This is a genomic window from Streptococcus sp. 2018WUSS126, assembly GCF_044427425.1.
Taxonomy (GTDB): domain Bacteria; phylum Bacillota; class Bacilli; order Lactobacillales; family Streptococcaceae; genus Streptococcus; species Streptococcus hashimotonensis.
In genome coordinates, this window is sequence record NZ_JAOTGB010000009.1 from 13,735 (window position 1) to 38,743 (window position 25,009).

23 protein-coding genes are annotated in these 25,009 nt (G+C 40.6%); 18 read left to right on the forward strand and 5 right to left on the reverse strand.

Going from position 1 to position 25,009, the window contains the following annotated elements:
• The first annotated feature begins 122 nt into the window (after positions 1–122).
• From gyrB to serB, 3 genes are all read left to right on the forward strand, one after another.
• Positions 123–2,075, forward strand: a complete 1,953-nt coding sequence (gene gyrB / locus ODU34_RS04560) for a DNA topoisomerase (ATP-hydrolyzing) subunit B (RefSeq protein WP_105179301.1) — start codon at positions 123–125, stop codon at positions 2,073–2,075.
• 88 nt (positions 2,076–2,163) lie between these two features.
• Positions 2,164–3,888 carry a septation ring formation regulator EzrA gene (gene ezrA / locus ODU34_RS04565; protein ID WP_398578383.1) on the forward strand — a complete coding sequence of 575 codons (1,725 nt, stop codon included), beginning with the start codon at positions 2,164–2,166 and terminating at the stop codon, positions 3,886–3,888.
• Positions 3,889–3,939: 51 nt separating this feature from the next.
• The gene (gene serB, locus ODU34_RS04570; protein WP_024406868.1) at positions 3,940–4,575 is read left to right on the forward strand and encodes a phosphoserine phosphatase SerB; all 636 of its coding nucleotides are present in this window, start codon (positions 3,940–3,942) and stop codon (positions 4,573–4,575) included.
• 173 nt (positions 4,576–4,748) lie between these two features.
• Here the strand turns inward: serB and ODU34_RS04575 are convergent, their stop codons facing one another.
• Positions 4,749–5,399, reverse strand: coding sequence for an HAD family hydrolase (locus tag ODU34_RS04575; RefSeq protein ID WP_105156077.1), 651 nt, complete (start codon positions 5,397–5,399; stop codon positions 4,749–4,751).
• Positions 5,400–5,506: 107 nt separating this feature from the next.
• Between ODU34_RS04575 and ODU34_RS04580 the strand changes: the two genes are divergently transcribed.
• Both ODU34_RS04580 and ODU34_RS04585 read left to right on the forward strand, forming a co-directional pair.
• Positions 5,507–6,634, forward strand: coding sequence for a glycerate kinase (locus ODU34_RS04580; protein ID WP_398578384.1), 1,128 nt, complete (start codon positions 5,507–5,509; stop codon positions 6,632–6,634).
• A complete protein-coding gene (locus tag ODU34_RS04585) occupies positions 6,625–6,852 on the forward strand; it encodes a hypothetical protein (RefSeq protein WP_105179299.1) in 228 nt (75 codons plus the stop codon). Before ODU34_RS04580 ends, ODU34_RS04585 begins: the two co-directional genes overlap by 10 nt.
• 9 nt (positions 6,853–6,861) lie before the next feature.
• Here the strand turns inward: ODU34_RS04585 and ODU34_RS04590 are convergent, their stop codons facing one another.
• Entirely contained in the window at positions 6,862–7,314 is a 453-nt protein-coding gene (locus ODU34_RS04590) for a DUF1694 domain-containing protein (protein ID WP_105179298.1), read from the reverse strand.
• 149 nt (positions 7,315–7,463) lie between these two features.
• On the opposite strand from ODU34_RS04590, the gene eno reads away from it, so the two are divergent.
• Both eno and ODU34_RS04600 read left to right on the forward strand, forming a co-directional pair.
• A complete protein-coding gene (gene eno / locus ODU34_RS04595; RefSeq protein ID WP_002935704.1) occupies positions 7,464–8,771 on the forward strand; it encodes a surface-displayed alpha-enolase in 1,308 nt (435 codons plus the stop codon).
• 413 nt (positions 8,772–9,184) lie between these two features.
• Complete coding sequence (locus tag ODU34_RS04600) at positions 9,185–9,832, forward strand: HAD family hydrolase (RefSeq protein ID WP_398578385.1); 648 nt, start codon at positions 9,185–9,187, stop codon at positions 9,830–9,832.
• 27 nt (positions 9,833–9,859) lie between these two features.
• On the opposite strand, the gene ODU34_RS04605 is transcribed toward ODU34_RS04600, so the two are convergent.
• On the reverse strand, positions 9,860–10,045 hold the full coding sequence (locus ODU34_RS04605) for a hypothetical protein (RefSeq protein ID WP_002935693.1): 186 nt from the start codon (positions 10,043–10,045) through the stop codon (positions 9,860–9,862).
• 63 nt (positions 10,046–10,108) lie between these two features.
• Positions 10,109–11,113 carry a lactonase family protein gene (locus ODU34_RS04610; RefSeq protein WP_398578386.1) on the reverse strand — a complete coding sequence of 335 codons (1,005 nt, stop codon included), beginning with the start codon at positions 11,111–11,113 and terminating at the stop codon, positions 10,109–10,111.
• A 135-nt stretch (positions 11,114–11,248) separates the two neighbouring features.
• Between ODU34_RS04610 and ODU34_RS04615 the strand changes: the two genes are divergently transcribed.
• From ODU34_RS04615 to budA, 3 genes are read left to right on the forward strand one after another with little or no spacing between them, the layout of a single operon-like run.
• The gene (locus ODU34_RS04615) at positions 11,249–12,415 is read left to right on the forward strand and encodes an AI-2E family transporter (protein WP_014638343.1); all 1,167 of its coding nucleotides are present in this window, start codon (positions 11,249–11,251) and stop codon (positions 12,413–12,415) included.
• Entirely contained in the window at positions 12,405–13,634 is a 1,230-nt protein-coding gene (locus ODU34_RS04620; protein ID WP_015647105.1) for a tetratricopeptide repeat protein, read from the forward strand. Before ODU34_RS04615 ends, ODU34_RS04620 begins: the two co-directional genes overlap by 11 nt.
• A gap of 3 nt (positions 13,635–13,637) precedes the next feature.
• A complete protein-coding gene (budA, locus tag ODU34_RS04625) occupies positions 13,638–14,354 on the forward strand; it encodes an acetolactate decarboxylase (RefSeq protein WP_015647104.1) in 717 nt (238 codons plus the stop codon).
• Between the two features lie 24 nt (positions 14,355–14,378).
• On the opposite strand, the gene ODU34_RS04630 is transcribed toward budA, so the two are convergent.
• The gene (locus ODU34_RS04630) at positions 14,379–16,037 is read right to left on the reverse strand and encodes an NFACT family protein (protein WP_015647103.1); all 1,659 of its coding nucleotides are present in this window, start codon (positions 16,035–16,037) and stop codon (positions 14,379–14,381) included.
• 304 nt (positions 16,038–16,341) lie between these two features.
• Between ODU34_RS04630 and licT the strand changes: the two genes are divergently transcribed.
• The 8 genes from licT to ODU34_RS04670 all read left to right on the forward strand — a co-directional run bounded on the left by licT (position 16,342) and on the right by ODU34_RS04670 (position 24,879).
• Positions 16,342–17,181, forward strand: coding sequence for a BglG family transcription antiterminator LicT (gene licT, locus ODU34_RS04635; RefSeq protein WP_015647102.1), 840 nt, complete (start codon positions 16,342–16,344; stop codon positions 17,179–17,181).
• Positions 17,182–17,191: 10 nt separating this feature from the next.
• A complete protein-coding gene (locus ODU34_RS04640; RefSeq protein WP_015647101.1) occupies positions 17,192–19,033 on the forward strand; it encodes a beta-glucoside-specific PTS transporter subunit IIABC in 1,842 nt (613 codons plus the stop codon).
• A gap of 14 nt (positions 19,034–19,047) precedes the next feature.
• On the forward strand, positions 19,048–20,472 hold the full coding sequence (locus ODU34_RS04645) for a glycoside hydrolase family 1 protein (RefSeq protein WP_015647100.1): 1,425 nt from the start codon (positions 19,048–19,050) through the stop codon (positions 20,470–20,472).
• Positions 20,473–21,155: 683 nt separating this feature from the next.
• On the forward strand, positions 21,156–22,157 hold the full coding sequence (gene trpX / locus ODU34_RS04650) for a tryptophan ABC transporter substrate-binding protein (protein ID WP_015647099.1): 1,002 nt from the start codon (positions 21,156–21,158) through the stop codon (positions 22,155–22,157).
• Between the two features lie 22 nt (positions 22,158–22,179).
• Positions 22,180–23,046 (forward strand): ABC transporter permease, encoded by an 867-nt coding sequence (locus tag ODU34_RS04655; protein ID WP_015647098.1) that lies wholly within the window; start codon positions 22,180–22,182, stop codon positions 23,044–23,046.
• Positions 23,043–23,801, forward strand: coding sequence for an ABC transporter ATP-binding protein (locus tag ODU34_RS04660; protein WP_015647097.1), 759 nt, complete (start codon positions 23,043–23,045; stop codon positions 23,799–23,801). Before ODU34_RS04655 ends, ODU34_RS04660 begins: the two co-directional genes overlap by 4 nt.
• Positions 23,802–23,983: 182 nt before the next feature.
• Positions 23,984–24,469: a prolyl-tRNA synthetase associated domain-containing protein gene (locus tag ODU34_RS04665; RefSeq protein ID WP_015647096.1), complete on the forward strand. Its 486-nt coding sequence runs from the start codon at positions 23,984–23,986 to the stop codon at positions 24,467–24,469.
• A 5-nt stretch (positions 24,470–24,474) separates the two neighbouring features.
• Positions 24,475–24,879 (forward strand): lipoprotein, encoded by a 405-nt coding sequence (locus ODU34_RS04670; RefSeq protein WP_002935678.1) that lies wholly within the window; start codon positions 24,475–24,477, stop codon positions 24,877–24,879.
• Positions 24,880–25,009: the final 130 nt, after the last annotated feature.

Sequence of the window (25,009 nt, forward strand, 5' to 3'; positions counted from 1 at the left end):
ATATGGTATAATAAGGGGTATTCGTTAGAATGATTTTTGCTCTAAAAATATGTCTCGCTTTTATCCAGATGGATTGGTTTTTCTATTTTTAAGGAGCAACAAATAGAAAATAAGGAAAAGAAATGACAGAAGAAATCAAAGATTTACAAGAGAAGGCTCAAGAATATGATGCCAGTCAGATTCAAGTCTTGGAAGGTCTTGAAGCTGTTCGAATGCGTCCAGGGATGTATATCGGCTCAACATCTAAAGAAGGTCTCCATCACTTGGTTTGGGAAATTGTCGATAACTCAATCGATGAGGCGCTGGCTGGTTTTGCGGATAAAATTGAAGTTTATATTGAGCCAGATAACTCTATCACGGTTATTGATAATGGACGTGGTATTCCGGTAGATATTCAGGAAAAAACTGGTCGTCCAGCGGTAGAAACTGTCTTTACAGTGCTCCATGCAGGTGGTAAATTTGGCGGAGGCGGTTATAAGGTCTCAGGTGGATTGCACGGCGTAGGTTCATCAGTCGTAAACGCCCTATCTACTCAGCTAGACGTCCATGTCTACAAAAATGGTCAGGTCTATTTCCAAGAGTATAAACGAGGTGAAGTCGTTGCAGATTTGGAGGTTGTTGGAGAAACAGACCGTTCTGGTACAACTGTACATTTTACACCTGATCCAGAAATTTTTACTGAGACGACTGAGTTCGACTTTGCAAAATTAAATAAGCGGATTCAAGAATTGGCCTTCCTAAATCGTGGTTTAAATCTCTCTATTACGGACAAACGTGAGGGAGTAGAGCAAACAAAGGAATATCACTACGAAGGTGGTATTGCTTCCTACGTTGAGTATCTTAATGAGAACAAGGATGTCATTTTTGAGACCCCTATCTATACAGAAGGTGAAATGGATGATATTACCGTTGAGGTTGCCATGCAATATACAACGAGTTATCATGAAAACGTAGTTAGTTTTGCCAACAATATTCACACGCATGAAGGTGGTACTCATGAGCAAGGATTCCGTACAGCTCTGACACGTGTTATCAACGACTACGCCAAGAAAAATAAAATTCTCAAAGAAAATGAGGACAATTTGACTGGTGAAGATGTGCGTGAAGGCTTGACAGCGGTCATTTCTGTTAAGCACCCAGGGCCTCAATTTGAGGGACAAACTAAGACAAAACTTGGGAATAGTGAAGTGGTCAAAATTACCAACCGCCTTTTCTCTGATGCCTTTGCAGAATTTCTTTTGGAAAATCCACAGATTGCTAGACGGATTGTTGAAAAAGGGATCTTGGCAAGCAAGGCTCGTATTGCTGCTAAGCGTGCGCGTGAGGTAACTCGTAAGAAATCGGGTCTTGAAATCTCAAACCTCCCAGGTAAGTTAGCGGACTGTTCCTCAAATGATGCAACGAAGACAGAGCTTTTCATTGTTGAGGGGGACTCAGCCGGTGGTTCAGCTAAATCCGGTCGCGACCGTGAATTTCAGGCTATTTTACCGATTCGTGGTAAGATTTTGAACGTAGAAAAAGCCAGCATGGACAAGATTTTGGCCAACGAAGAAATCCGTAGTCTATTTACAGCTATGGGAACTGGCTTTGGTGCGGATTTCGACGTTAGCAAGGCACGTTATCAAAAATTAGTCATTATGACAGATGCCGATGTCGATGGTGCCCATATTCGGACACTCCTTCTGACATTATTTTACCGCTACATGCGTCCTGTTGTAGAAGCGGGATACGTACATATCGCTCAACCACCTATTTACGGTATCAAGGTTGGAAGTGAGATAAAAGAATATATTCAACCTGGGGTTAATCAAGAGCAAGAATTGCAAGATGCCTTAGAAAGATATAGTACGGGACGGTCCAAGCCAACGATCCAACGTTACAAAGGTTTGGGAGAAATGGATGATCATCAGTTGTGGGAAACTACGATGAATCCTGAAAATCGTCTCATGGCACGCGTTTCAGTTGATGATGCGGCAGAAGCCGATAAGATTTTTGACATGCTAATGGGGGATAAGGTTGAACCTCGTCGAGAGTTTATCGAGGAAAATGCTGTTTATTCAACATTGGATGTTTAAAAACTAAAAAAACAAGTGCATATACTAGAGATTTATGGTATAATTAAGCGATATTTTCTAGTAATTACTATGAGCTAAGGAGATTTACATGCCTACAGGAACAATCATCTTAATCGTTTCGATTGTTATTATTTTAATCATTGCCTATGTAGCTTGCCTGATTGTTCGTAAACGAAATGACAACCTTTTGGTTGCATTGGAAGAACGTAAGGAAGAGCTATTTAACCTTCCAGTTAATGAAGAAGTCGAAACTGTCAAAGCACTTCATTTGATTGGTCAAAGTCAGGTGTCATTCCGTGAATGGAATCAAAAATGGGTTGATTTGTCTCTCAATTCATTTGCCGATATTGAAAATCATATCTTTGAGGCAGAAGGCTATAACAATGCCTTTCGCTTTGTGAGTGCAAAGAACGCTATCGAGAGTATCGACAGCCAAATTGATTTAATTGAAGAAGATATTGCCTCTATCCGTCAAGGTTTGATGGAGTTGAAGGAGCAAGAAGAGAAAAACTCTGGTCGCGTAAAACATGCGTTAAACTTGTTCGATAGTTTACAGGAAGCTGTTCGTGAAAATCCAGATAGCTACGGTGAGACACTACCAGAACTTGAGAAACAATTGAAAAATATTGAAGTTGAGTTTTCTGAATTTGTGATGCTCAATTCCTCAGGTGACCCGATTGAAGCTTCTGAAATCCTTGATAAGACTGAAGAGCATATGATTGCTCTCAATCAAATCATGGATCGCATTCCAAGTTTGATTGAACGAGTTACAAAAGACTTCCCAGAGCAATTGGAAGATTTGGAGTCGGGTTATCGTAAACTGGTTGAGCAGAATTATTTGTTCACAGAAGCTAACATCGAGTCACAGTTCCAAAATATTCGTGTTTCAATTCGTGAAAATACTGCTTTGATTGTTTCCTTTGATTTGGATGCGGCAGAAGCTGAAAATGAGGGAATTCAAGCAAAAATTGATCATTTGTATAAAGTCTTCAATCGTGAAATCGAAGCGAATAAGGAAGCTGTTAAGATTAGTAAAAACTTGCCAAAATTCTTGGAGCATGTTGTCCAAAATACACAGCTCTTGGATGAGGAAAGCCAACGCCTAAACGCAACTTACTTGCTGGCAGATAGCAAACTTTCACGGATCAATCAGCTTAAAGCTCGTTTGGAATCGATTGAAATTGTTGTTACAGAAAGTGTGGAAGACATTGAAAATCCACAAGTTGCATATTCTATTTTGGAAGAGCGTTTGGACCATTCATTGGCAAGCTTGAAAGAAATCGAAGAGGAGCAGCTTGTTTTAGCTGACTATCTTAAATCACAAGAATTGTCAGAGAGCACAGCGCGTAAGAAAGCTACACTTTATATCAACAAATTGCATACCCTTAAGCGTTATATGGAAAAACGCAACCTTCCAGGAATTCCAGCTGAATTTTTAACAAACTTCTTTAGAACGAGCGATCATGTGGAAGCCTTGATTGCCGAGCTAGACTATAAACGAATCAATATCGAAGTTGTTAACCGTTTGTTGGAAAATGCAACGTATGATATGAATCAATTGGAAGAGTTAGCGTATTTGATTGTGCAAAATGCGACTTTAACAGAGCAGTTGCTACAATACTCTAACCGTTATCGTTCATTCGATGAAAGTGTGCAAAAAGCATTTAACCGTTCATTATCAATTTTTGAAAAGGATTTTGATTACCAAGCAGCATTTGAAGAAATTTCATTTGCTCTGGAAACAGTTGAACCTGGTGTAACAGAGCGTTTTGTACGTTCATACGAAAAAACTCGCGAAGCCATTCGCTATTAGATAAAAAGCCATTTGGCTTTTTATTTTTATACTTTGAAAGGAATATCGGAAATGACAACTGGATTATTAGTTATGGATGTTGATTCAACATTAATTTTGGAAGAAGGAATAGATCTACTTGGAGAAGAGGCCGGTTTAGGAGCGCAAGTTGCAGCAATTACCGAACGTGCTATGCGTGGGGAATTGGATTTTGAAGAAGCCTTACGTGAACGTGTGGCGTTGTTAAAGGGACTGCCTGTTTCTGTGTTTGATCGAATTATCAAAAAAATCCACTTTACGCCTGGAGCAGCAGAATTAGTCTCAGAATTAAAAATGCGAGGCTATAAGGTAGCAGTCGTTTCAGGCGGGTTTCATGAAACAGTCGATCGACTAGCTGCACAGTTAGAGTTAGACTATGTTCGGGCTAATCGATTAGAAGTAGTAGATGGAGTATTGACGGGACAAGTATTGGGTGAAATTGTAACGAAAGATACTAAAAAAGCATGTTTAGAAGAATGGGCGACAGAAAATGGGCTGAGTCTATCTCAAACGATTGCCATGGGGGATGGAGCAAATGATCTACCAATGATTCAACGAGCAGGAATTGGAGTAGCTTTCTGTGCTAAACCGATTGTCCAAGAACAGGCGCCCTACCAAATAAATGAAAAAAATCTCTATAAACTAATAGAGATTTTAGATAGTAAATAATGGGAGCGGGAAAGAACTCGACTAGTCAAAAAAAGAGTTCGTCTTCCCGCCCCCGCACAGTTGATTAGGTCAGATTTGGAGTGTAAAACACGAACAAATCTGCCAATCAACCACTGCGCTGAGATGTTGACACGAACCCTGAGAAGCGAGGTTGGTCTTTTTGCCCAGCCTCTTTATTCTGTTGTCAGTAAAATCCTTTTCAAATCTTGGACGGTTTCGACAATCATGGTGGCCCCAGCCTTTTCAAATTCCTGTTTGTTCCCATAGCCGTAAAGAACACCGATAGCGGGAAGTTGGTGTTTGCGTGCTCCTTCAATATCATGTTCCCTATCTCCAATCATCACAGCATGGTTTGGAAATGCTTCTAATTGATTTATAGCATAGCCGATGACGTCCGCCTTACTGATGCGACTACTATCCAGACTAGCACCGGCAATGACATCAAAGTAGTGAGCAATACCAAAATGTTCTAGAATCTGTTTGGCAAATATTTCTGGCTTTGAGGTAGCAATTACTAGTGTTTTTCCAGCTGTTCTCAATTCTTCAAGCAGAGGGATGATTCCAGGATAGAGTTGATTTTCAAACATTCCTTTTTCTTTAAAATAGATACGGAAAGCATCAACTGCACTTTGTGTATCTTCAGGGCTGAGTTGGTAGAATCGTGAAAAAGATTCATAGAGTGGCGGGCCGATGAATCGGTTTAAATTGGCTGTATCTGGTTCTTCAATTCCCATTTTTTCTAGTGCGTAGGCGACGGAGTTTAAGATTCCTTGTCCAGAATCAGTAAGAGTTCCATCTAAGTCAAATAATATAGTTTGATACATACTTATCTCCTTTCTTTCAGTATAACACAGACGATGAAAAACAGAAAAGATTTATTGAAAGCTGAATAGTAGCGTGATATACTAATAATATAAAGGAGGTTAGTATCATGCATATTCTCATTGCTCCAGATTCATTTAAAGAGTCTCTTTCAGCTACAAAGGTTGCTGAAGCGATTAAAAAAGGATTTTCTAAGGTTTATCCACAAGCAGGGTATGACTTAATTCCCCTAGGAGATGGTGGCGAAGGGACAGTTGAGAGTCTAATGCAGGCCTTATCCTTGGATGTAACCCAGACTTGGGTGACAGGCCCATTTGGAGATAAAATTAAGGTTTCCTATGCGGTTAAAGATGATCTTGCGGTTTTTGAAATGGCTGAGATTGTAGGGCTTGCAAGTATCCCGCATGGAAAAAGGAGTCCTCTCTTTATTAAGACACAAGGAATTGGGGAGCTGATTGTAGAGCTCGTTCAAAACGGTGTCAAACGCATATTTATAGGAGTAGGTGGCTCTGCCAGCCATGATGGTGGTATCGGAATGGCGGCAGGTTTAGGAGTGAAATTTTATAATCGAGAGGGAAAAGAAGTAGAGGCAATTGGAGCTCATATCGGGGAGATTGTCAGTTTTTCCACAGAGGATATGTTGGTAGATTTATCTCAGGTCAGGATTGATTTGGTAACGGATGTGGAGAATCCGCTTTGTGGACCAGCGGGAGCCACATTTGTTTTTGCAGGTCAGAAAGGTCTTGCCTCTGCTGAATTTGAACTAGTAGACAAGAAAATGGAGTCCTTTTATAAATTAGTTAATCCAATGCTACTCGATTTGGCTGGAGCGGGTGCTGGAGGAGGTATGGCAGCAGGTTTAGTCCAATTTGCTGGTGCTCGCATTCAAAAAGGCATTGACTTTGTCTTGGACCAGTTGGATTTTGATCATTGCGTTGCCAAAGCGGATCTGGTTGTGGTCGGAGAAGGGCGGATGGATGCCCAAAGCTTATCAGGGAAGACTCCGATAGGAGTAGCTAGACGTACGCCGACTGGGATTCCCATCATTGCAATTTGTGGTAGCCTCAAAGACGATCTTCCCGAGTTTCCTTTTGAAAATATCTGCGCCGCTTTTCCGATCATTGCAAGCGTTGAAAGTTTGGAGGACACGCTTCAAAAAGCAGAAAAAAAACTGGTCCGCACGGCAGAACAGGTGGCAAGAATTCTTCAGTTAGGAGGTCAACAAAGATGGAATTAGTGAAATATGTGGCTATTATCTTATTTATTGTTATTTGTCTTGCAAAGCTAGTATCTGTTATGAGACTTTCCAAAAAAGAAAGAGGAATGGAAACGAATGTAATAAAGGCAAATGGAGCAATGTTCTTTTTCAATGAAAAAAATGAAAGAGGCAGATTGCTAGGAATCCTTTGTCTAACCTGTATTATTTTTACTTTAATATTTATACTGCTTTATTGATAAATAAGTCTAACCAAATAATTTTTTCCAGAAGGAAGGTTTTGCATCTTCCTTTTTTTCTTCTGGTTTTGAGATAAGATTTGGAAATATAGATTCTAAGCTAACTTCTTCATTATCCACAGCGTGGTCTGTATGAAAGACAAGTGCGTAGGGAGATTGTCCTATTTTTTCATCGATGATAGCGGTAGTAATGCCGAAGTTCTGAGCAATTTTTAGTAGTGAAATTTGTTGCTTGTCAGACAGGGCTGGCGAGAGTTTGAGGAATAGAGGAGAGTAGCTACTTGCTAGTTTTTGGCAAATTGTATCGAACTTATTTCCGACGACTTCACTACTCAAATCGTCAAAGGAAACGAGCAGGACAACCCGTTCGCGATAGGTTCCCATGTATAGACGTTGTTCATCTGGATTCAATCGTGTTTCGCCAGAGGCTTTCTGTAGTATGGTAGTATTTAAATCATTCATGGTTTCAGTATAACATACTCAGTTAACTTTGAAAAGGAAGGCGTTTACATTATTTCTTTCAGTAAAATAACCTGTTTTTTCTTGAAAAATCCCTTCTTTTAGGGTATGATAGCTATGTAACAATTTTAAACTCAAAGGAGAGTAATATAATGTCAATTATTACTGATGTTTACGCTCGCGAAGTCCTTGACTCACGCGGTAACCCTACACTTGAAGTTGAAGTTTATACTGAATCAGGTGCTTTCGGACGTGGTATGGTTCCTTCAGGAGCTTCTACTGGTGAGCACGAAGCAGTTGAGCTTCGCGACGGTGACAAATCTCGTTACCTTGGTCTTGGTACTCAAAAAGCTGTTGACAACGTGAACAACGTGATTGCTGACGCTATCATCGGTTTTGACGTTCGTGATCAACAAGCTATCGACCGCGCTATGATCGCTCTTGACGGTACTCCTAACAAAGGTAAATTGGGTGCAAACGCAATCCTCGGTGTTTCTATCGCTGTTGCGCGTGCTGCTGCTGACTACCTTGAAGTGCCACTTTACACTTACCTTGGTGGATTCAACACTAAAGTATTGCCAACTCCAATGATGAACATCATCAACGGTGGTTCTCACTCAGATGCTCCAATCGCTTTCCAAGAATTCATGATCTTGCCAGTTGGCGCTCCTTCATTCAAAGAAGGTCTTCGTTGGGGTGCTGAAGTATTCCACGCTTTGAAGAAAATCTTGAAAGCTCGTGGTTTGGTAACAGCTGTTGGTGACGAAGGTGGTTTCGCTCCTAAGTTCGAAGGAACTGAAGACGGTGTTGAAACAATCATCGAAGCTATCGAAGCTGCTGGTTACGAAGCTGGCGAAAACGGCATCATGATCGGTTTCGACTGTGCGTCATCTGAATTCTACGACAAAGAGCGTAAAGTTTACGACTACACTAAATTCGAAGGCGAAGGTGCTGCTGTTCGTACATCTGCAGAACAAATCGACTACCTTGAAGAATTGGTTAACAAATACCCAATCATCACTATCGAAGATGGTATGGATGAAAACGACTGGGATGGCTGGAAAGCTCTTACTGAGCGTCTTGGCAAACGCGTTCAATTGGTTGGTGACGACTTCTTCGTAACAAACACTGACTACCTTGCACGTGGTATCAAAGAAGGTGCTGCTAACTCAATCCTTATCAAAGTTAACCAAATCGGTACTCTTACTGAAACATTTGAAGCTATCGAAATGGCTAAAGAAGCTGGCTACACTGCCGTTGTATCACACCGTTCAGGTGAAACTGAAGATTCAACAATCGCTGACATCGCAGTTGCAACTAACGCTGGCCAAATCAAGACTGGTTCATTGTCACGTACAGACCGTATCGCTAAATACAACCAATTGCTTCGTATCGAAGATCAACTTGGTGAAGTTGCAGTCTACAAAGGCTTGAACTCATTCTACAACTTGAAAAAATAAATTAGTACAGTGTACTAATTTATCCCCGAGCTAGAATAGCGAGGGTTATAATAAGAACAAGTCTGGAAAGTTCCAGACTTGTTTTTCAATGTCTGGGAGACTGTTTTATCCCCGAGCTAGTATAGTGAGGGTTATAGTAAGAACAAGTCCGAAGATTTTTGGACTTGTTTTTCTATGTACATTGTACTAATTTATCCCTGAGCTAGAATAGCAAGGGTTATAATAAGAACAAGTCTGGAAAGCTCCAGACTTGTTTTTTCGTCGTACAGTGTGCTAATTTATTTTCGGACTAACAAAGTGAGGGACAGCAAAACTCTCTAGGGAGTTTTCTTTGTCTTGATATTGATAAAATGATATTCTAAAAAGGCAGATCAACTTAAGTATTCTCATTTTGAAAAGAGATGGAGAGTGGGATGATAGAGTGGATATTTTTTGATTTGGGTTCAACGCTTTTAGATGAAGAGGCTGCTTATGGTTATTATATAGACAAGTGTGTGAAGAAGTTAGAGTCTCTGGATATAGAGGTTTCATCAGATTCTTATAAAAAGAAAATGGTGGAGTATGCTCATAAGTCGCTGGACCCCATTCGTGTGACCTGGCAATATTTTGCACCGACCGAGCCACGTCCTTTGTGGACAAATGAGGGTGTGAGCCTGTATCCTGAAACAATAGATGCTCTAGAGAAGTTATCACAAAACTATCGATTGGGGATTATTGCCAATCAGTCTAGTAGTATTAGAGAACTGCTTAAAGAGTGGGGAATTGAGTCTTATTTTCAACTCATCGTCCTCTCTGAAGAGGTTGGGCTATCTAAACCAGATACAACGATTTTCACACTTGCCTTGCAAAAAGCAAACATCCCTGCAGATAGAGTTGTCTATGTCGGGGATAGGTATGATAATGATATTCTACCTGCTAAATCTTTGGGAATGTGGACTGTACGGATACTGACAGGTTTTGGAAAGCATGCCAGTGAAAATGAAAAATTGAAGAGTGATTTGGTAATTCCTTCATTGCAAGAGATAACAAATATTTTTGAACAAACAAAAAAACTAGACTGAACCTCCTCAGCCTAGTTTTTACATGTATTAGAACAAGCCTTTAACTTTATCTAAAAGACCGTTAACACCTTCAGAACCTGATAACAAGCCTTTTGCTTGTTCCAAGTATTCACCGAATTGGTCCTTGTTTTCTTCGATAAATTGTTTTGCACCATCAAAGTCTTTGTTTGCAATCAATTCTTTTACTTGGTTAAAAAGATCTACTGGATTCATGTTGAAATCACCTCCTATGAGACTATTAAACCAAAACTGTACGGATTTCACAACTGAAACGACTTATAAAAATGTAACGCAAACTGCTTCAGGAACATAGAAATCGTGTGAGAGCTCAGTCAAACAGCCATTTTCGGCATCTCTTTCGAATACAGTTGCATTGTCAGAATCTTGATGGACAACAATCAAATGCTTTTCATCAGGACTAAGCGTGAAATCGCGAGGAGTTTTTCCATTTGTTGGGACGATTTCAACTAATTCTAAGCTGGCATCAGCAAGCGTTTTGTAGACTGCGATAGAGTCGTTTCCGCGGTTGGATCCATAAATAAATTTACCATCCTTTGTGATGCGAATAGCGGCAGTACCGTTGAAACCAGTATGGTCTTCTGGGAGAGTAGAGACAGTTTGTAGGTGTTCAAATTGTCCCCAGCCGTCATAGATAAGCACCTCAATAGTTGAATTGAGTTCACAGATGAGATAGGCGATTTTTGCGACAGGATGGAAGACAATGTGACGTGGACCACTTCCTGGTGCAGCCTGATAGGTTGCGATTCTCTCTACTTTTCCTTGGTCAGATACCTTATAGGTTACCACTTGATCACATCCTAAATCACAGGTTACTAAAAATTTATCGGGCGTCAAATCAGAAAAGTGAACGTGGGCGGAAGCTTGGTTTTCGTGCGGCCCAGATCCTTCGTGTTGAGCGACATCAGCTAATTCTAGTGACCCATCCGCCAAACGTTTATAAACAAGTAGTTGCCCTTTGTGGAAATTGGAGCCATAAACTAAATCTCTTGCTTCATCTACAGCGACATAGCAAAGTGGTGCACCCTCTGATACAACATGGTTGAGTAGAGTATAGTCAGCATTAAAGGCAGCGATACCTCCTAGACCATTTTCAGCGCCGACGGAGTATAGATGTCCGACCTTATCAAAGGCAAGGTAGGTAGGGTTAGGTTCTTCAGTGACCAATTCTAGATTGCTAAGTTGTCCTGTTTCAGAGTCAAAATTTGCTTTATAAATTCCTTTTGATTCACGTTTTGTGTAGGTACCGAAATAGATAGTCATAGGATTCTCCTTTTTGGAAATGATTGATAAAATTATACCATGTTTTTCTGAGAAAGTCGTATAAATTCTGTAGTTGATTTTTACAAAAATCCTTTCTCCATGTTACAATAGAAAAAAAGACTAGGAGTGTATTAGATGGAGGATAAGCATCAAAAATTTAGTCTGACTTGGTTTTTCCGCTTGTTTTTGAATAGCCAAGCAGTGACATTTTTATTAGTAACCTTGCTGACTTTTTTGACCATATTTATTTTTAGTAAAATTAGTTTTTTATTCAGACCAATAGGAAGCTTTTTAGAAATTGTATTGTTACCGATGATTTTAACAGGTCTTTTGTATTACCTGTTAAATCCGATGGTTGACTGGATGGAAAAGCATAAAATTTCTCGTACAGTTGGTATTTCCATTCTCTTTGTTTTAATCAGTCTTCTCATTATCTGGGGACTGGCGGTGGCAATTCCGAGTATTCAAGAGCAAGTGACATCTTTTGCGCAAAATCTTCCTTCGAATATCCAGAAAATCGAAGGACAGGTAACAGGGCTCCTACAGGATCAGCGCTTTGAACAATTTAGACCAACAGCTCTGGAGATGTTAAATAAGGTCAATGATCAGGTCGTTGCCTATGCTCAGAAGTTTTCTTCAAGCGCTGTGAACTGGGCAAGTAATTTGATTTCAACCGCTTCGCAGATTATTGTTGCTATTTTGATTATGCCTTTTATTCTCTTTTATCTGTTACGGGATGGTCAGTATTTGAATAAACACATCACCCAATATCTACCAACCAAGTGGAGAGAGCCGATTGGAACAGTACTATCAGATGTGAATGGGCAATTATCAAACTATGTTCGTGGTCAGGTGACCGTTGCGATTATTGTTGCCCTGATGTTCTCAGTGATGTTCTCAATCATTGGTCTTAGCTATCCAATAACCTTGGGGGTGATGGCTGGTTTCCTCAATCTAATTCCGTATTTGGGTTCTTTCTTGGCCATGATTCCAGCTGTTATTTTAGGATTGATTGCTGGTCCAATCATGCTGATAAAGGTTTTAGTAGTCTTTATGATTGAGCAGACTATAGAAGGTCGTTTTGTGACACCATTGATTATCGGAAGCTCCCTAAGTATTCATCCGATTACCATCTTATTTGTATTATTGACAGCTGGTCAGATGTACGGTGTCCTGGGAGTTCTTCTGGGAATTCCAATATATGCCTCTATTAAGGTTTTAGTGAAAGCGGCATTTGAGTGGTACAAGGCACACAGTAGTTTGTATGAAGATGAAGAAAATGAGGTTGTGAATGAACAATAGTGAAAAAATGTTGGTTTGTTTGGACCAACAGGATTTAGATAAGGCAGATAAGTATTTCAAGCGGGCCTTGGTGCAAGATGATAGTGAAACGCTTTTGTCCTTGGCAGCCTACTTAGAAGGCATTGGTTTTTTCCCACAGGCTAGACAAATCTATGAACAGGTCAAAGAAGAATTTCCCGAAGTACTAATCAATCTTGCCCAAATAGCATTTGAAGATGGCTTGGTTGAAGAAGCTTTCGGATATTTGGAGGAAATTTCGGAAGACAGTCCTGTCTATGTGGAAGCCTTGTTGGTCAAGGCGGACCTGTATCAGGCAGAAGGCTTGTCGGATGTGGCGCGTGAAAAATTGTTGGAAGCAAGTCACTTATCAGATGAACCCATCATCCTTTTTGGCTTAGCAGAATTGGATATGGAACTGGAGCTTTTTAATGAGGCTATTTCCTATTATGCCCAGTTAGACAATCGTGAAATCTACGAATTAACGGGAGTTTCTACCTATCAGCGAATTGGTATTGCCTATGCAAGTTTAGGGAAATTTGAAGCAGCCATTGAATTTTTGGAAAAAGCTGTTGAGTTGGAATATGATGATCAGACGGTCTTTGAATTGGCAGCTCTGCTATTTGAACGAGAAGAATACCAAAAAGCCAATCTCTATTTCAAGCAGTTGGATACGATCAATCCTGATTTTGAGGGCTATGAATATGCCTATGCACAGTCGCTTCATGCCGAGCATAAGATTGATGAAGCCTTGGCTATGACGCAAAAAGGCCTGGCTAAAAATGACTTTGATGCCAATCTCTTGCTCCAGGCTTCTCAGTATGCCTATGAATTGCATGACGAGGCGGGGGCAGAAGATTATCTTCTACGGGCAAAAGAGGTGGCAGATGATAGTAACGAACTAGCTCTGCGCTTGTCCAACCTGTATCTTGAACAGGAGCGATTTGAAGAGGTTGTGGCTTTATTTGATGAAGAGGTAGATAACGTTCTAGCTCGCTGGAATGTGGCCAAGGCCTATCAAGCTCTAGAAAGAGATGATGAAGCTATTGAGCTTTACGATGAATTGGCCGGAGAATTGGCTGAGAATCCTGAATTTTTGGCTGATTACGTAGCGGTTTTACGTCAACTTGGTCGCTTGGATGAGGCAAAAGAGCAAGCTAGTCGTTATATCCAATTGGTGCCAGACGATTTAGCCATGCAAGAATTTTTGAATGAAGAGTAGGTTATGCAAGTAAATCGATTATTTCAATACAATACACTCGGTGCCTTGATGGCTGGACTGTATGGCGGCTCCTTGACGGTTGGCGAATTGTTGGAACATGGTGATTTGGGTTTGGGAACCCTGGATTCCATTGACGGCGAGCTGATTGTTTTAGATGGAAAGGCCTATCAGGCCAAGGGAGCAGGGGAAAAACCAGAAGTGGTTGAAGTTCCTGCTGATATGAAGGTCCCCTATGCGGCGGTCATTTTCCATGAGGCAGAAGTCATTTTCAAACAACGCTTTGAAATGACTCATGAGGAACTGCATCAGCGGATTGAATCCTATTATGATGGGGAAAATCTCTTTCGCTCCATCAAAATCAAGGGGATGTTTGCTCGGATGCATGTCCGCATGATTCCCAAATCGGCTTCGGATGTTCGTTTTGCAGAGGTGGCTAGTCGCCAGCCTGAATATACGGCTGAGAACATTTCGGGTACCATTGTTGGTATTTGGACGCCAGAGATTTTTCACGGAGTTAGCGTGGCTGGCTATCATTTGCATTTTATCTCTGATGATTTGACCTTTGGTGGGCATGTCATGGACTATGTTATCTCAGAAGGAATGGTTGAAGTAGGACCAGTAGATCAACTAGACCAACGCTTTCCAGTCCAAGACCGCCAGTATCTTTTCGCTAAGTTCAACGCTAAGGAAGTCAGAGAAGATATTGACAAGGCGGAGTAGTTTCAATACAGAAAAATCCATGAACTAGATTTTCATGGATTTTATTTTGTCTTCTGTTGGGGTGACACGGAGGGTCTTCTGACCGCGGTAGGTTACAAAGCCTGGCTTGCCACCTGTTGGCTTATGCAGTTTCTTGGCCTCAATCATATCGACTTGGACCAAATTGGAATGTCTAGCCTTGGAGAAGTAGGCAGCCAGCTCCGCCGCGTCTGTCTTGACCTCGTCGCTTGGGTCCAAGTTATCTGTGATGACCACGTGACTGCCTGGAATGTCTTTGGCATGGAACCAGAGTTCGCCTTTCTTGGCCATTTTGAAGGTCAACTCATCATTTTGCAGGTTATTTTTCCCGACCAGAATAATGGTCTTCCCGTCCGTCGCCAAGTACCGCTCGGGCTTCTGGCGTTTATGGATTTTCTCACGGTGGCGACGTTTGAGGTAGCCTGTTTCAATCAATTCCTCGCGGATTTCATCGATTTCTGCCAGACTAGCCTGTCCCAGCATGGTGTCAACGGACTCCAGATAGACAATGGTTGCCTTGGTTTCCTCAATCAAGTTGGTCAGGTGCTTGACCGCCTCCTTGAGTTTCTGGTACTTCTTGAAGTACCGCTGGGCATTTTGGCTAGGAGTCAAAGCCACATCCAACTCAATCTCCAGTTCCTGACCCGTATAGTAGTTGTCTAAGGTCACACTAGCCTGGTCATTTGGCACTTGATGCAGATAGGTGGTCAGGAGCTCGCCCTTTTGCCGCACCAACTCCGCCGTCTCCGTATCCGCCAATTCCTGCTCCTGCTTGACCAGTTTCTTGCGATTTTTCTCCAACTCACTGGCTACCCGCTTGATCAGCTCATTGGCCTGCTGGGCCACCCGATCCCGCTCCGCCTTGTCCTGATAGTAGAAGTCCAGCAGACTGCTCAGGCTCTCAAAGTGTGGCTGTTTTTCAGGGCTATTGGCAAATGGCAGAGCAGCATAGGATTTGTCTGTCAGGCTAGGCTGAGTTGCCTGTTCAAAAAAGGCACGGAAGTTCTTCAGGCGGTCTGACTGCAAATGACTGGCCAGTTCAGAAGCCGTATCCCGACCCAAACCTTGAAAAAGTTGTTGGAGATTTTTTGGACTCAGTTCCTGAGTCGATAAGATTTCAAACAATTTCTCATCAGACACCGTATAAGGATTGAGAGAATGCGTTTCCGGTGGACGAATGTAGGTGGAGCCTGGCAAGATGGTTCGGTAGGAATTTTGCGAGAAACCAACATGCTTAATTGCCTCGATAATCTTCTGTTCGGACTTATCTACCAAGATGATATTGCTGTGCTTGCCCATGATTTCCACAATCAAGGTAGCTTGAATATGGTCGCCAATCTCGTCCTTGTTGGACACCGAAAATTCTAAGATGCGGTCATTGTCCAACTGACGAATCTCCTCGATAATGGCTCCCTGCAAGTATTTCCGCAGAATCATGGTAAAGGTATTGGGAACCTTTGGATTGGTAAAGTCCGACTGGGTCAGCTGAACCCGACCGAAAACCGAATGGGCGGACAGGAGCAATTTATGGCTCTGACGGTTGCTACGGATGTTCAGAACAATTTCCTGTTCAAAGGGCTGGTTGATTTTCTGAATCCGCCCACCTTCTAAATTGGCCCTTAACTCAGCCGTCATGTGATGTAAAAAAAATCCGTCAAAAGACATGGTGTTCCTCTTTCTAATCGCTCTAACTCAGTCTAGTATATCATAAATCAGTGACTTTTTAACGAAGGGTACTAAAAGAAGTATTCTTATATTTTATAAATTATTGACAAATTCTTTAATTTATATTAAAATTGAAAATGGTTACAGAGTTATTAAATTTTTTAAGCTAGAAGTACCAACTAATAATTGAAATAAAAGGATGTTATCGCTTTAAGGCGAGCAGGAACCTATTTAAATGAATCGATACGATATATGTCGATTTCTTTTAAGTAGGTTCTTTTATTTTAAGTTTAAAGGAAAATTTATGATCATAAAGCGTGTATTAAATCATAATGCAGTCATAGCACAAAATAATAAGAACGTTGATATCTTGTTGTTTGGTAAAGGAATTGCATTTGGAAAGAAGGTCGGAGATGCGGTCCCACCTTCTTCGATAGAAAAAAGTTTTTTGCTCAAGAATAGCGATAATATGAATCGCTTTACGGAACTATTTATCGATGTTCCTATTGAATTGGTTTATGTTTGTGAGAAAATAATAAATTTAGGAAAGATAACACTTGGAAATCATTTTGATGAGATTATTTACATCAATTTGACAGATCATATCAATTCTAGTATAGAAAGACATAAGGAAGGAGTAGTCGTTACGAACCCTCTTAGATGGGAAATTGCCAAATATTATAAAGAGGAGTTTGAACTGGGGAAAAAAGCATTATCCATCATAAAAAAAGATTTACATGTCGAACTCCCAGTTGATGAAGCAGCCTTCATCGCTTTGCATTTTGTCAATGCGAATTTGGAAAATATTTTTCAAGAATCTTATCGTATTACTGGAATTATCATGAAGATTGAACAAATTATTCAAGACTATTATTCTACAGAATTCAATCAGGATTCTATTGATTATTACCGATTCATCACACATGTTAAGTTGTTTGCTCATCGTTTGGTAGAAGGGAATGAATACCATGATGAAGATGATGTGGATCTTTTAGAGTTAATGAAAAAGAAGTATCCAAGAGAGTACCAATGTGGAACTCGAGTAGCGGACTTTATTCGGTTAGAATATGATTATCTACTGAGTCCAAGTGAATTAGTCTATTTAATTGCTCACATTCGCCGTTTAACAAAAAATTTATCATAAGGAGTCTATTATGAAGTACAAGAATACTGCATTGGCAATCCTAGAGGCAGTCGGAGGAGAAAAGAATGTTCTTCGTGCAACCCATTGCGTTACTAGATTGCGACTGGAATTGAAAGATGAGAATATCGTGTCCGATGAACGTGTTAAATCCATTTCTGGAGTACTCGGTATTATGAAGAAAAATGGACAGTATCAAATTATCTTAGGTAATGATGTAGCTAATTACTATAAAGAATTTACTGCATTAGGAAAATTTGATTCTGATTCAGTTCAACAGGTTAAAAAAGCAAATGTCTTAGAACAAGTCATCGAGTATATCGCTGGCTCTATGACACCTCTTATTCCAGCTATGCTTGGTGGAGGTATGATAAAAGTTCTAGTCATTGTCTTACCGATGTTGGGGCTTTTAAAAGCTGATTCCCAATCTATTTCATTTTTAGCCTTTTTTGGAGATGCACCATATTACTTTATGCCGATTTTTTTGGCCTACTCAGCTTCACAAAAACTCAAAGTTACACCTGCTTTAGCTATGTCGGTTGCTGGTATTTTGCTACATCCTAATTTTGTTCAAATGGTATCTACAGGTGATCCACTTCATTTTTTAGGTGCCCCTGTTACACCTGCTAGCTATGGTTCATCAGTTATTCCAATTCTTATTATGGTTTGGCTAATGAAGTATATTGAAGCTGTTTTCAACAAGGTCACTCCAGCTGTAACGAAAAGTTTCTTACAGCCAACCTTGGTCCTGCTTGTTTCAGGTTTCATAGCTTTAGTTCTTGTTGGACCTCTCGGCGTTATTGTTGGTGAAGGATTATCGCAATTGGTTGAACAAATGCATGGTGTAGCTGGTTGGTTAACTTTAGCAGTTCTTGGAGCAATCATGCCATTTATCGTTATGACCGGTATGCACTGGGCTTTTGCACCGATTTTCTTGGCAGCTTCAATCGCGACACCTGATGTATTGATTCTACCAGCGATGTTAGGTTCTAACTTGGCACAAGGTGCCGCTTCTATGGCAGTTGCATTTAAGAGTAAAAATAGTAACACGAAACAAATAGCCTTTGCAGCTGGATTTTCAGCTTTATTTGCTGGTGTCACTGAGCCTGCTTTATATGGTGTTACTCTAAAGTATAAAAAACCATTGTATGCAGCAATGATTGGTGGTGGTCTAGCAGGATTATTTGTTGGTTTGACAGGTGTAAAAGCATACCTTTTTGCAGTACCTTCTCTCATTGCTTTGCCACAATTTATTTACTCTGAAGCAGCTTCAAACATTACTAACGCTATGATTGCTGCGGCAATTTCAATTATTGTCACATTTATTTTGGCCTATTTCCTAGGTATCGATGAAGAAACGTCAACAGTTAATTTAGAAAAAGTAGCACCTGGCATTTCAAGTAGAAAAAATGTCTTCTCTCCTCTTTCAGGTCAAATTCTCCCTTTAGAAAAAGTAAATGATGCAACATTTTCAAAAAAAATGCTTGGAGAAGGAGTTGCAATTATCCCTAAGGATGGAAAAGTCTATGCTCCATTTGACGGGGCTGTTACCAGTCTTTTTCCAACAAAACATGCAATCGGTTTAACAAGTGATGAAGGGGTAGAGTTGCTTATCCACTTTGGATTAGAAACAGTCGAGCTAAAAGGAAGAGGTTTTGTAAGTCATGTTTCAGATGGGGAAAAAGTTGAAAAGGGTCAACTGATGCTGGAAGTGGATGTAGAAATGCTTGTCGCAGAAGGGTACGATATAGTGACTCCTGTAGTTGTTACAAATACACAGGAATATCTGGATGTTCTCTTGCTTTCGACAAAAGAGGAAGTCAACTATGCTGATGATTTATTAGCAGTCTTATAATTCGAGGAGGGTATATGTCAATTTTTCCAGACAATTTCTTATGGGGAGGAGCAGTAGCTGCAAACCAAGTAGAAGGTGCATATAATGAGGGAGGAAAAGGATTATCCGTTCAAGATGTTCTCCCCAATGGCGGACTGGGTGAAGCTACCCAAGAACCAACGGAAGATAATTTGAAATTACAAGCTATTGATTTTTACCATCGATACAAGGAAGATATAGCCCTGTTTTCAGAGTTGGGATTTAAGGTATTTAGAACATCAATTGCTTGGAGTAGAATATTTCCGAATGGAGATGAAGAATTTCCAAATGAAGAAGGGCTACAGTTTTATGATGAACTTTTTGATGAACTTCTAAAGAATGGTATAGAGCCTCTTGTAACTCTTTCTCACTATGAAACTCCCCTGTATCTGGCAAGGAAATATCATGGCTGGGTGGATAGAAAAATGATTCAATTTTTTGAAAAATTTGCTCGTACAGTTTTTGAGCGATACAAAGATAAGGTTAAGTACTGGTTGACATTTAACGAGGTCAATTCTGTCTTAGAACTGCCTTTTACAAGTGGTGGAATTGACTTGCCGAATGAAGAACTTTCAAAACAAGATTTATATCAGGCCATTCACCATGAACTTGTAGCTTCTAGTCTTGTTACCAAAATTGCTCATGAAATTATTCCGGACTGTAAGGTTGGCTGTATGGTCTTAGCTATGCCGACCTATCCAATGACACCCAATCCTGAAGATGTTTGGGCGGCTCATGCCTATGAAAATTTGAACTATTTATTTTCGGATATACATGTTAGAGGATATTATCCTAATTATGCCAAAAGGTACTTTAAAGAAAATGGCATAAAGATTACTTTCATGGAAGGTGATGAAGAGTTATTAAAAAATAATACGGTTGATTTTCTCTCCTTCAGTTATTATATGAGTATTACTCAGGCAGCAGATCCATCAAAATATTCATCTGGAAGAGGAAATATCTTGGGTGGTTTGGTCAATCCTTATTTAGAAGCTTCTGATTGGGGTTGGCAGATTGATCCAATTGGTTTAAGATTGACACTAAATCGTTATTATGATCGATACCAGATTCCTTTATTCATTGTTGAAAATGGTTTGGGAGCTAAAGATCAGCTAGTGAAGGATGAGGCTGGTGGTTTGACTGTTCATGACGATTATCGAATTCAATACATGCAAGAACACCTTTTACAAGTTGCGGAGGCGATACAGGATGGCGTAGAAGTCATGGGTTATACTTCTTGGGGCTGTATTGATTGTGTATCTATGTCTACCGCACAATTATCTAAAAGATATGGACTAATTTATGTTGATAGAAATGATGATGGAAGCGGCAGTCTAACTAGATATAGAAAGAAATCATTTTACTGGTATAAAGAAGTTATTCAATCCAATGGCAGTATCCTGAGCAATAGCTCAAAATAGACTCTTAAGGTATTAAAAAGTTTTCAGAAAATTTAATCAAAAGTATTGACAAAGACTGATGGATGCCGTATAATCATCTGTAATCAGAAGAAGTAGTAAAGCAGAAGTCTTCAGGGAGCCTGTGGTGCTGAGAACGGGTGGCGGAGTTTTATGAAATGGGCTGATGTGCATTTATGTCTATTTTATGACGTCGTTAGTCGTGCTTGCCGTACCACCAGTACTGCCTTCACCCGACTGCCTAGTCCTAAAATGTCCTAAATTCACAAGGATTGTTTGGCATAACTTACTTTCAGTAATCGACCAAATCAATCACGCAAATGAACTTAAAACAATGATAGTTCGGTCCGCACACCTTACAGTGCAACTCCTTGTTAGAGGAGATGAGATATGGGAGGATTCTAGACAATTCCCATAAGTGAGGTGGCACCGTGTCATTGACGCCCTCGCAGGAAGTTTTTTCCTGCGGGGGCTTTTCCATTGTCTTCGTAGAGTGCTTTTATATTGCGTCACATTCGGCTTGCCTAACTTGAGTTATGTCTGCGCCTCCGTTCCTTATCTAAAAGCAACCTACTTTGACAATTATTAACAAAATGAGGTAATCATGATGAAACGATGGCGATGGTGGAATAAAATTTTGAAGACGTAGAAATTGGATATTGTGCATTTTTAAAAGGAGATTGGATATGTTGAAAAATAAAAATTTACTTGCTACAATTGTTGCCCTTACTGTTATGGTAGTTGCTGCTTTGTTTATGACACAGAAAGAGCAGAACAATTCATCTACATCAACGGAGAAAGTTAAGATTGGGGTTCTTCAGTTTGTAACCCATGATTCACTAGACGAAATTTACAAGGGAATCAAAGCAGGACTTGAAGAAGGTGGTTATACCACAACGGATAATTTAGAAATTGATTTTATGAATGCTGAGGGTGATCAATCCCAAGTTCAAACCATGAGTAAAAAATTGGTGGACAATGGCAATGAATTATTGATTGGTATCGCAACACCTGCTGCACAGGGATTAGCAAACGCTACGACAGAATTACCTATCATCATGGGGGCTGTAACAGATCCTGTTGGTGCTAACTTGGTAACTGACTTGAAAAATCCTGGTGGAAATATCACAGGGGTATCAGACCAAACACCAGTAGCAGACGCAGTTTCTCTCATTAAAGAAATTACACCAGACGCTAAAACTATCGGTGTCCTCTATTCTTCAAATGAGGACAATTCAAAAATTCAAGTAGCGAAATTTAAGGCAGCAGCAGAAGAGGCTGGCTATACTGTTCTTGAATATGCAGTTGCTTCTAGTAATGAAATTGCAGCGACAGTAGAGGTCGCAAGTAGTAAAGCAGATGTTCTCTTTACACCAGTAGACAACACAGTTGCCTCAGCATTTTCAACTGTCGTATCTGTGGCAAATAAAACCAAAACTCCGATTTTCACCAGCGTAGAAGATATGGTAGAAGGCGGAGGTATCGCATCTGTTACCCTTAGCCAATATGACTTGGGTGTGGCAACTGGTAAGATGGCTGCGAAAATTCTTGATGGTGCCAATCCAGAGGATACACCTGTACAAATCTTTAACGAGGGTACCGTTGTTGTCAACCAAAAAGTTGCTAAAGAATTAGGAATTACCTTGTCAGATGATGTGATTAGTAAAGCAAGCAAGGTTATCGAATAAGAGATAAGAGAAAAGGAAAAATATGATTGTATCAACAGTTTCACAGGCTCTTTTATGGGCTGTACTAGGTTTGGGAATATTCGTTACCTTTCGGATTCTGAATTTTCCTGATATGACGACAGAGGGCTCTTTCCCGCTTGGAGGAGCGGTTGCTGTTACCTTATTGACGCAAGGAGTTCATCCTATCTTGGCTACTCTAGCAGCAGTTCTTGTTGGCTGTTTGGCGGGCTTTGTCACAGGCTTGCTTTATACCAAGGGGAAAATCCCCACTCTCCTAGCTGGTATCTTGGTCATGTCTTCCTGTCACTCTGTCATTCTATTTATCATGGGTAGGGCAAATCTAGGCTTACTGAATACCAAACGTTTACAAGATTTCCTTCCTTTTTCTGAGCAAATTAATGGTCTCTTGCTAGGTCTAGGTAGCCTAGCGGTGGTGATTGGTGCCTTGATGTTCTTCCTCTATACTCGCCTTGGACAGGCCTTTATTGCAACCGGGGATAATCCAGATATGGCTCGCAGTTTTGGTATCAATACAAGTCGAATGGAGTTGCTAGGTCTTGTTCTTTCAAATGGGATCATCGCTCTTGCAGGTGCCTTGATTGCACAACAAGAAGGCTATGCGGATGTGTCGCGTGGTATTGGTGTCATTGTGGTCGGTATGGCTAGTCTGATTATCGGTGAGGTAATTTATGGTAACCTTACTATGTTAGAACGGTTCTTGGCCATTGTTGTCGGAGCGATTTTCTATCAGTTCTTAATTTTGGTGGTCATTTCCCTCGGTATCAATACCAGCTACCTCCGTATCTTCTCGGCCATGATTCTGGCAATTTGCCTCATGGTTCCTGAGTTGAAAAATAAACTTCTGAAAGGAGCCAGTCTGTCACGATGAAAGCAATTGTTGAATTAAAAAATGCCACCAAGGTGGTGACAAACGGTTTTGATGAAGAACGTGTGATTTTGGACAATGTCAATCTGACCATCTACCAGGGTGATTTTATTACCATTTTGGGTGGCAATGGTGCTGGGAAGTCAACCCTCTTTAATGTCATTGCTGGAACCCTACCCTTGACTAGTGGTTCAGTCCATATTCTTGGTGAGGACGTAACCAATTGGCCTGCAGAAAAACGTGCTAAGTATCTGTCACGTGTTTTCCAAGATCCTAAAATGGGTACAGCGCCACGGATGACGGTGGCAGAAAATCTACTTATAGCTAAGTACCGTGGCGAGGGACGGGGCTTAGTGCCACGCAGATTAGCCCAACAGACGGAAGAATTTGCCCAGCTTTTGCCGAGAGTGGGAAATGGTCTAGAAAAACATCTGGACACGCCAGCAGGACTTTTATCAGGTGGTCAACGCCAAGCATTGAGTTTGTTGATGGCGAGTTTGAAACAGCCTGAACTTTTACTCTTGGATGAGCACACTGCAGCCCTTGACCCTAAGACCAGCCAATCCTTGATGCAATTAACGGACGAGTTGATTGAGACCAAGGGAATGACGGCCCTCATGGTCACTCACCAGATGGAAGATGCTCTGCGTCACGGTAATCGCTTGATTGTCATGAAAAATGGTCAGATTATTCAGGACCAAACGGCTGAAGAAAAATCCAAGATGAAACTGGAAGATTATTATAAGTTGTTTGATTAAGAACCTGTGTGGATAGTTCGCAACTTCCAACCAAGTTTGGTTTTGGCTAAAACTGAATCTTATATCAAACACATCACTTGTGAATACAGGTCTAAAGTCTGGAGTAATCCAGGCTTTTATTATCCTTTGAATTTTTAGTTAAAAAGCAGTATAATATACTAAATATGTCGAGAGGTGCTGTCATGGATAAATTGGTTTTTGAAAGCTTAGCTGACTTGGGAATGGACTATACCATTGTAGAGCATCCACCAGCTCGGACAACTGAGGAAGCAGACCGTTACATTGAAGGGTTAGAAGGAGTACGGACCAAGTCCATGTTTCTGACTAATAAGAAAAAGACTGCATTTTATTTACTGATCATGGATGACCAGAAGCAACTGGATATGGACCAGTTTCGTGATTTGGTGGGAGCCAACCGCATTCGGATGGCCTCGAGTGATAGCTTGATGGAAAAAATGCACTTGCCTGCGGGTGCGGTATCTGTTTTTGGCTTGTTACATAATGTTGATAAGGATATTCAAGTCTTTTTTGATAAAGAAATCCTTTCTGAACCCATTCTAACCTTCCACCCCAATGTTAATACGAAAACGATTTTTGTAAAGACAGAGGATGTTTTACGTTTTGTCGAAGAGATTGGCTTTTCAGCAACGATTGTTGACTTGGGGTAACAAAGATGAGAAAATGTTTAGCTATTTGTAGTCTGTTGTGTTGTCTTTTTTTGGTAGGATGTCGGACAGGAGCAGCTTATCAGGCAGAGATTGAACCGATGGAACAATCAGAATTGTATACGGAAAAAGAGATTGAGGCGGCTATTCTTGTAGTTCAAGATTACTTTGATCACCATTTTAACAGTTGTAAATTGCTGACTATCGGTTACAGTGGTGATAATGAGAAGGAATTTGATGAGTGGGCGGAGCACTATGGTGCAGAGGAAGCTATTATCCTAACTTCGTCTTTTAAGGTAGCAGCTGAGGGTGCAGAGCCCACCTTAGAGCCTAATAGTACCCATACGGATTGGAAATGGATTTTAGTGCGGAATGTTGGTGGTAAGTGGGAACATAAGGGACATGGTTACTAATGTATATGTAGAACTTCGTTGATTTTCAGCGGAGTTTTTTGTAAATTTTCTTGAAAAAATGTATAATAGAAGCGATAGCTATTTAGGTATTTCTATTTAGAAGTTGCGTTGATGGTTGAATATAATTTTG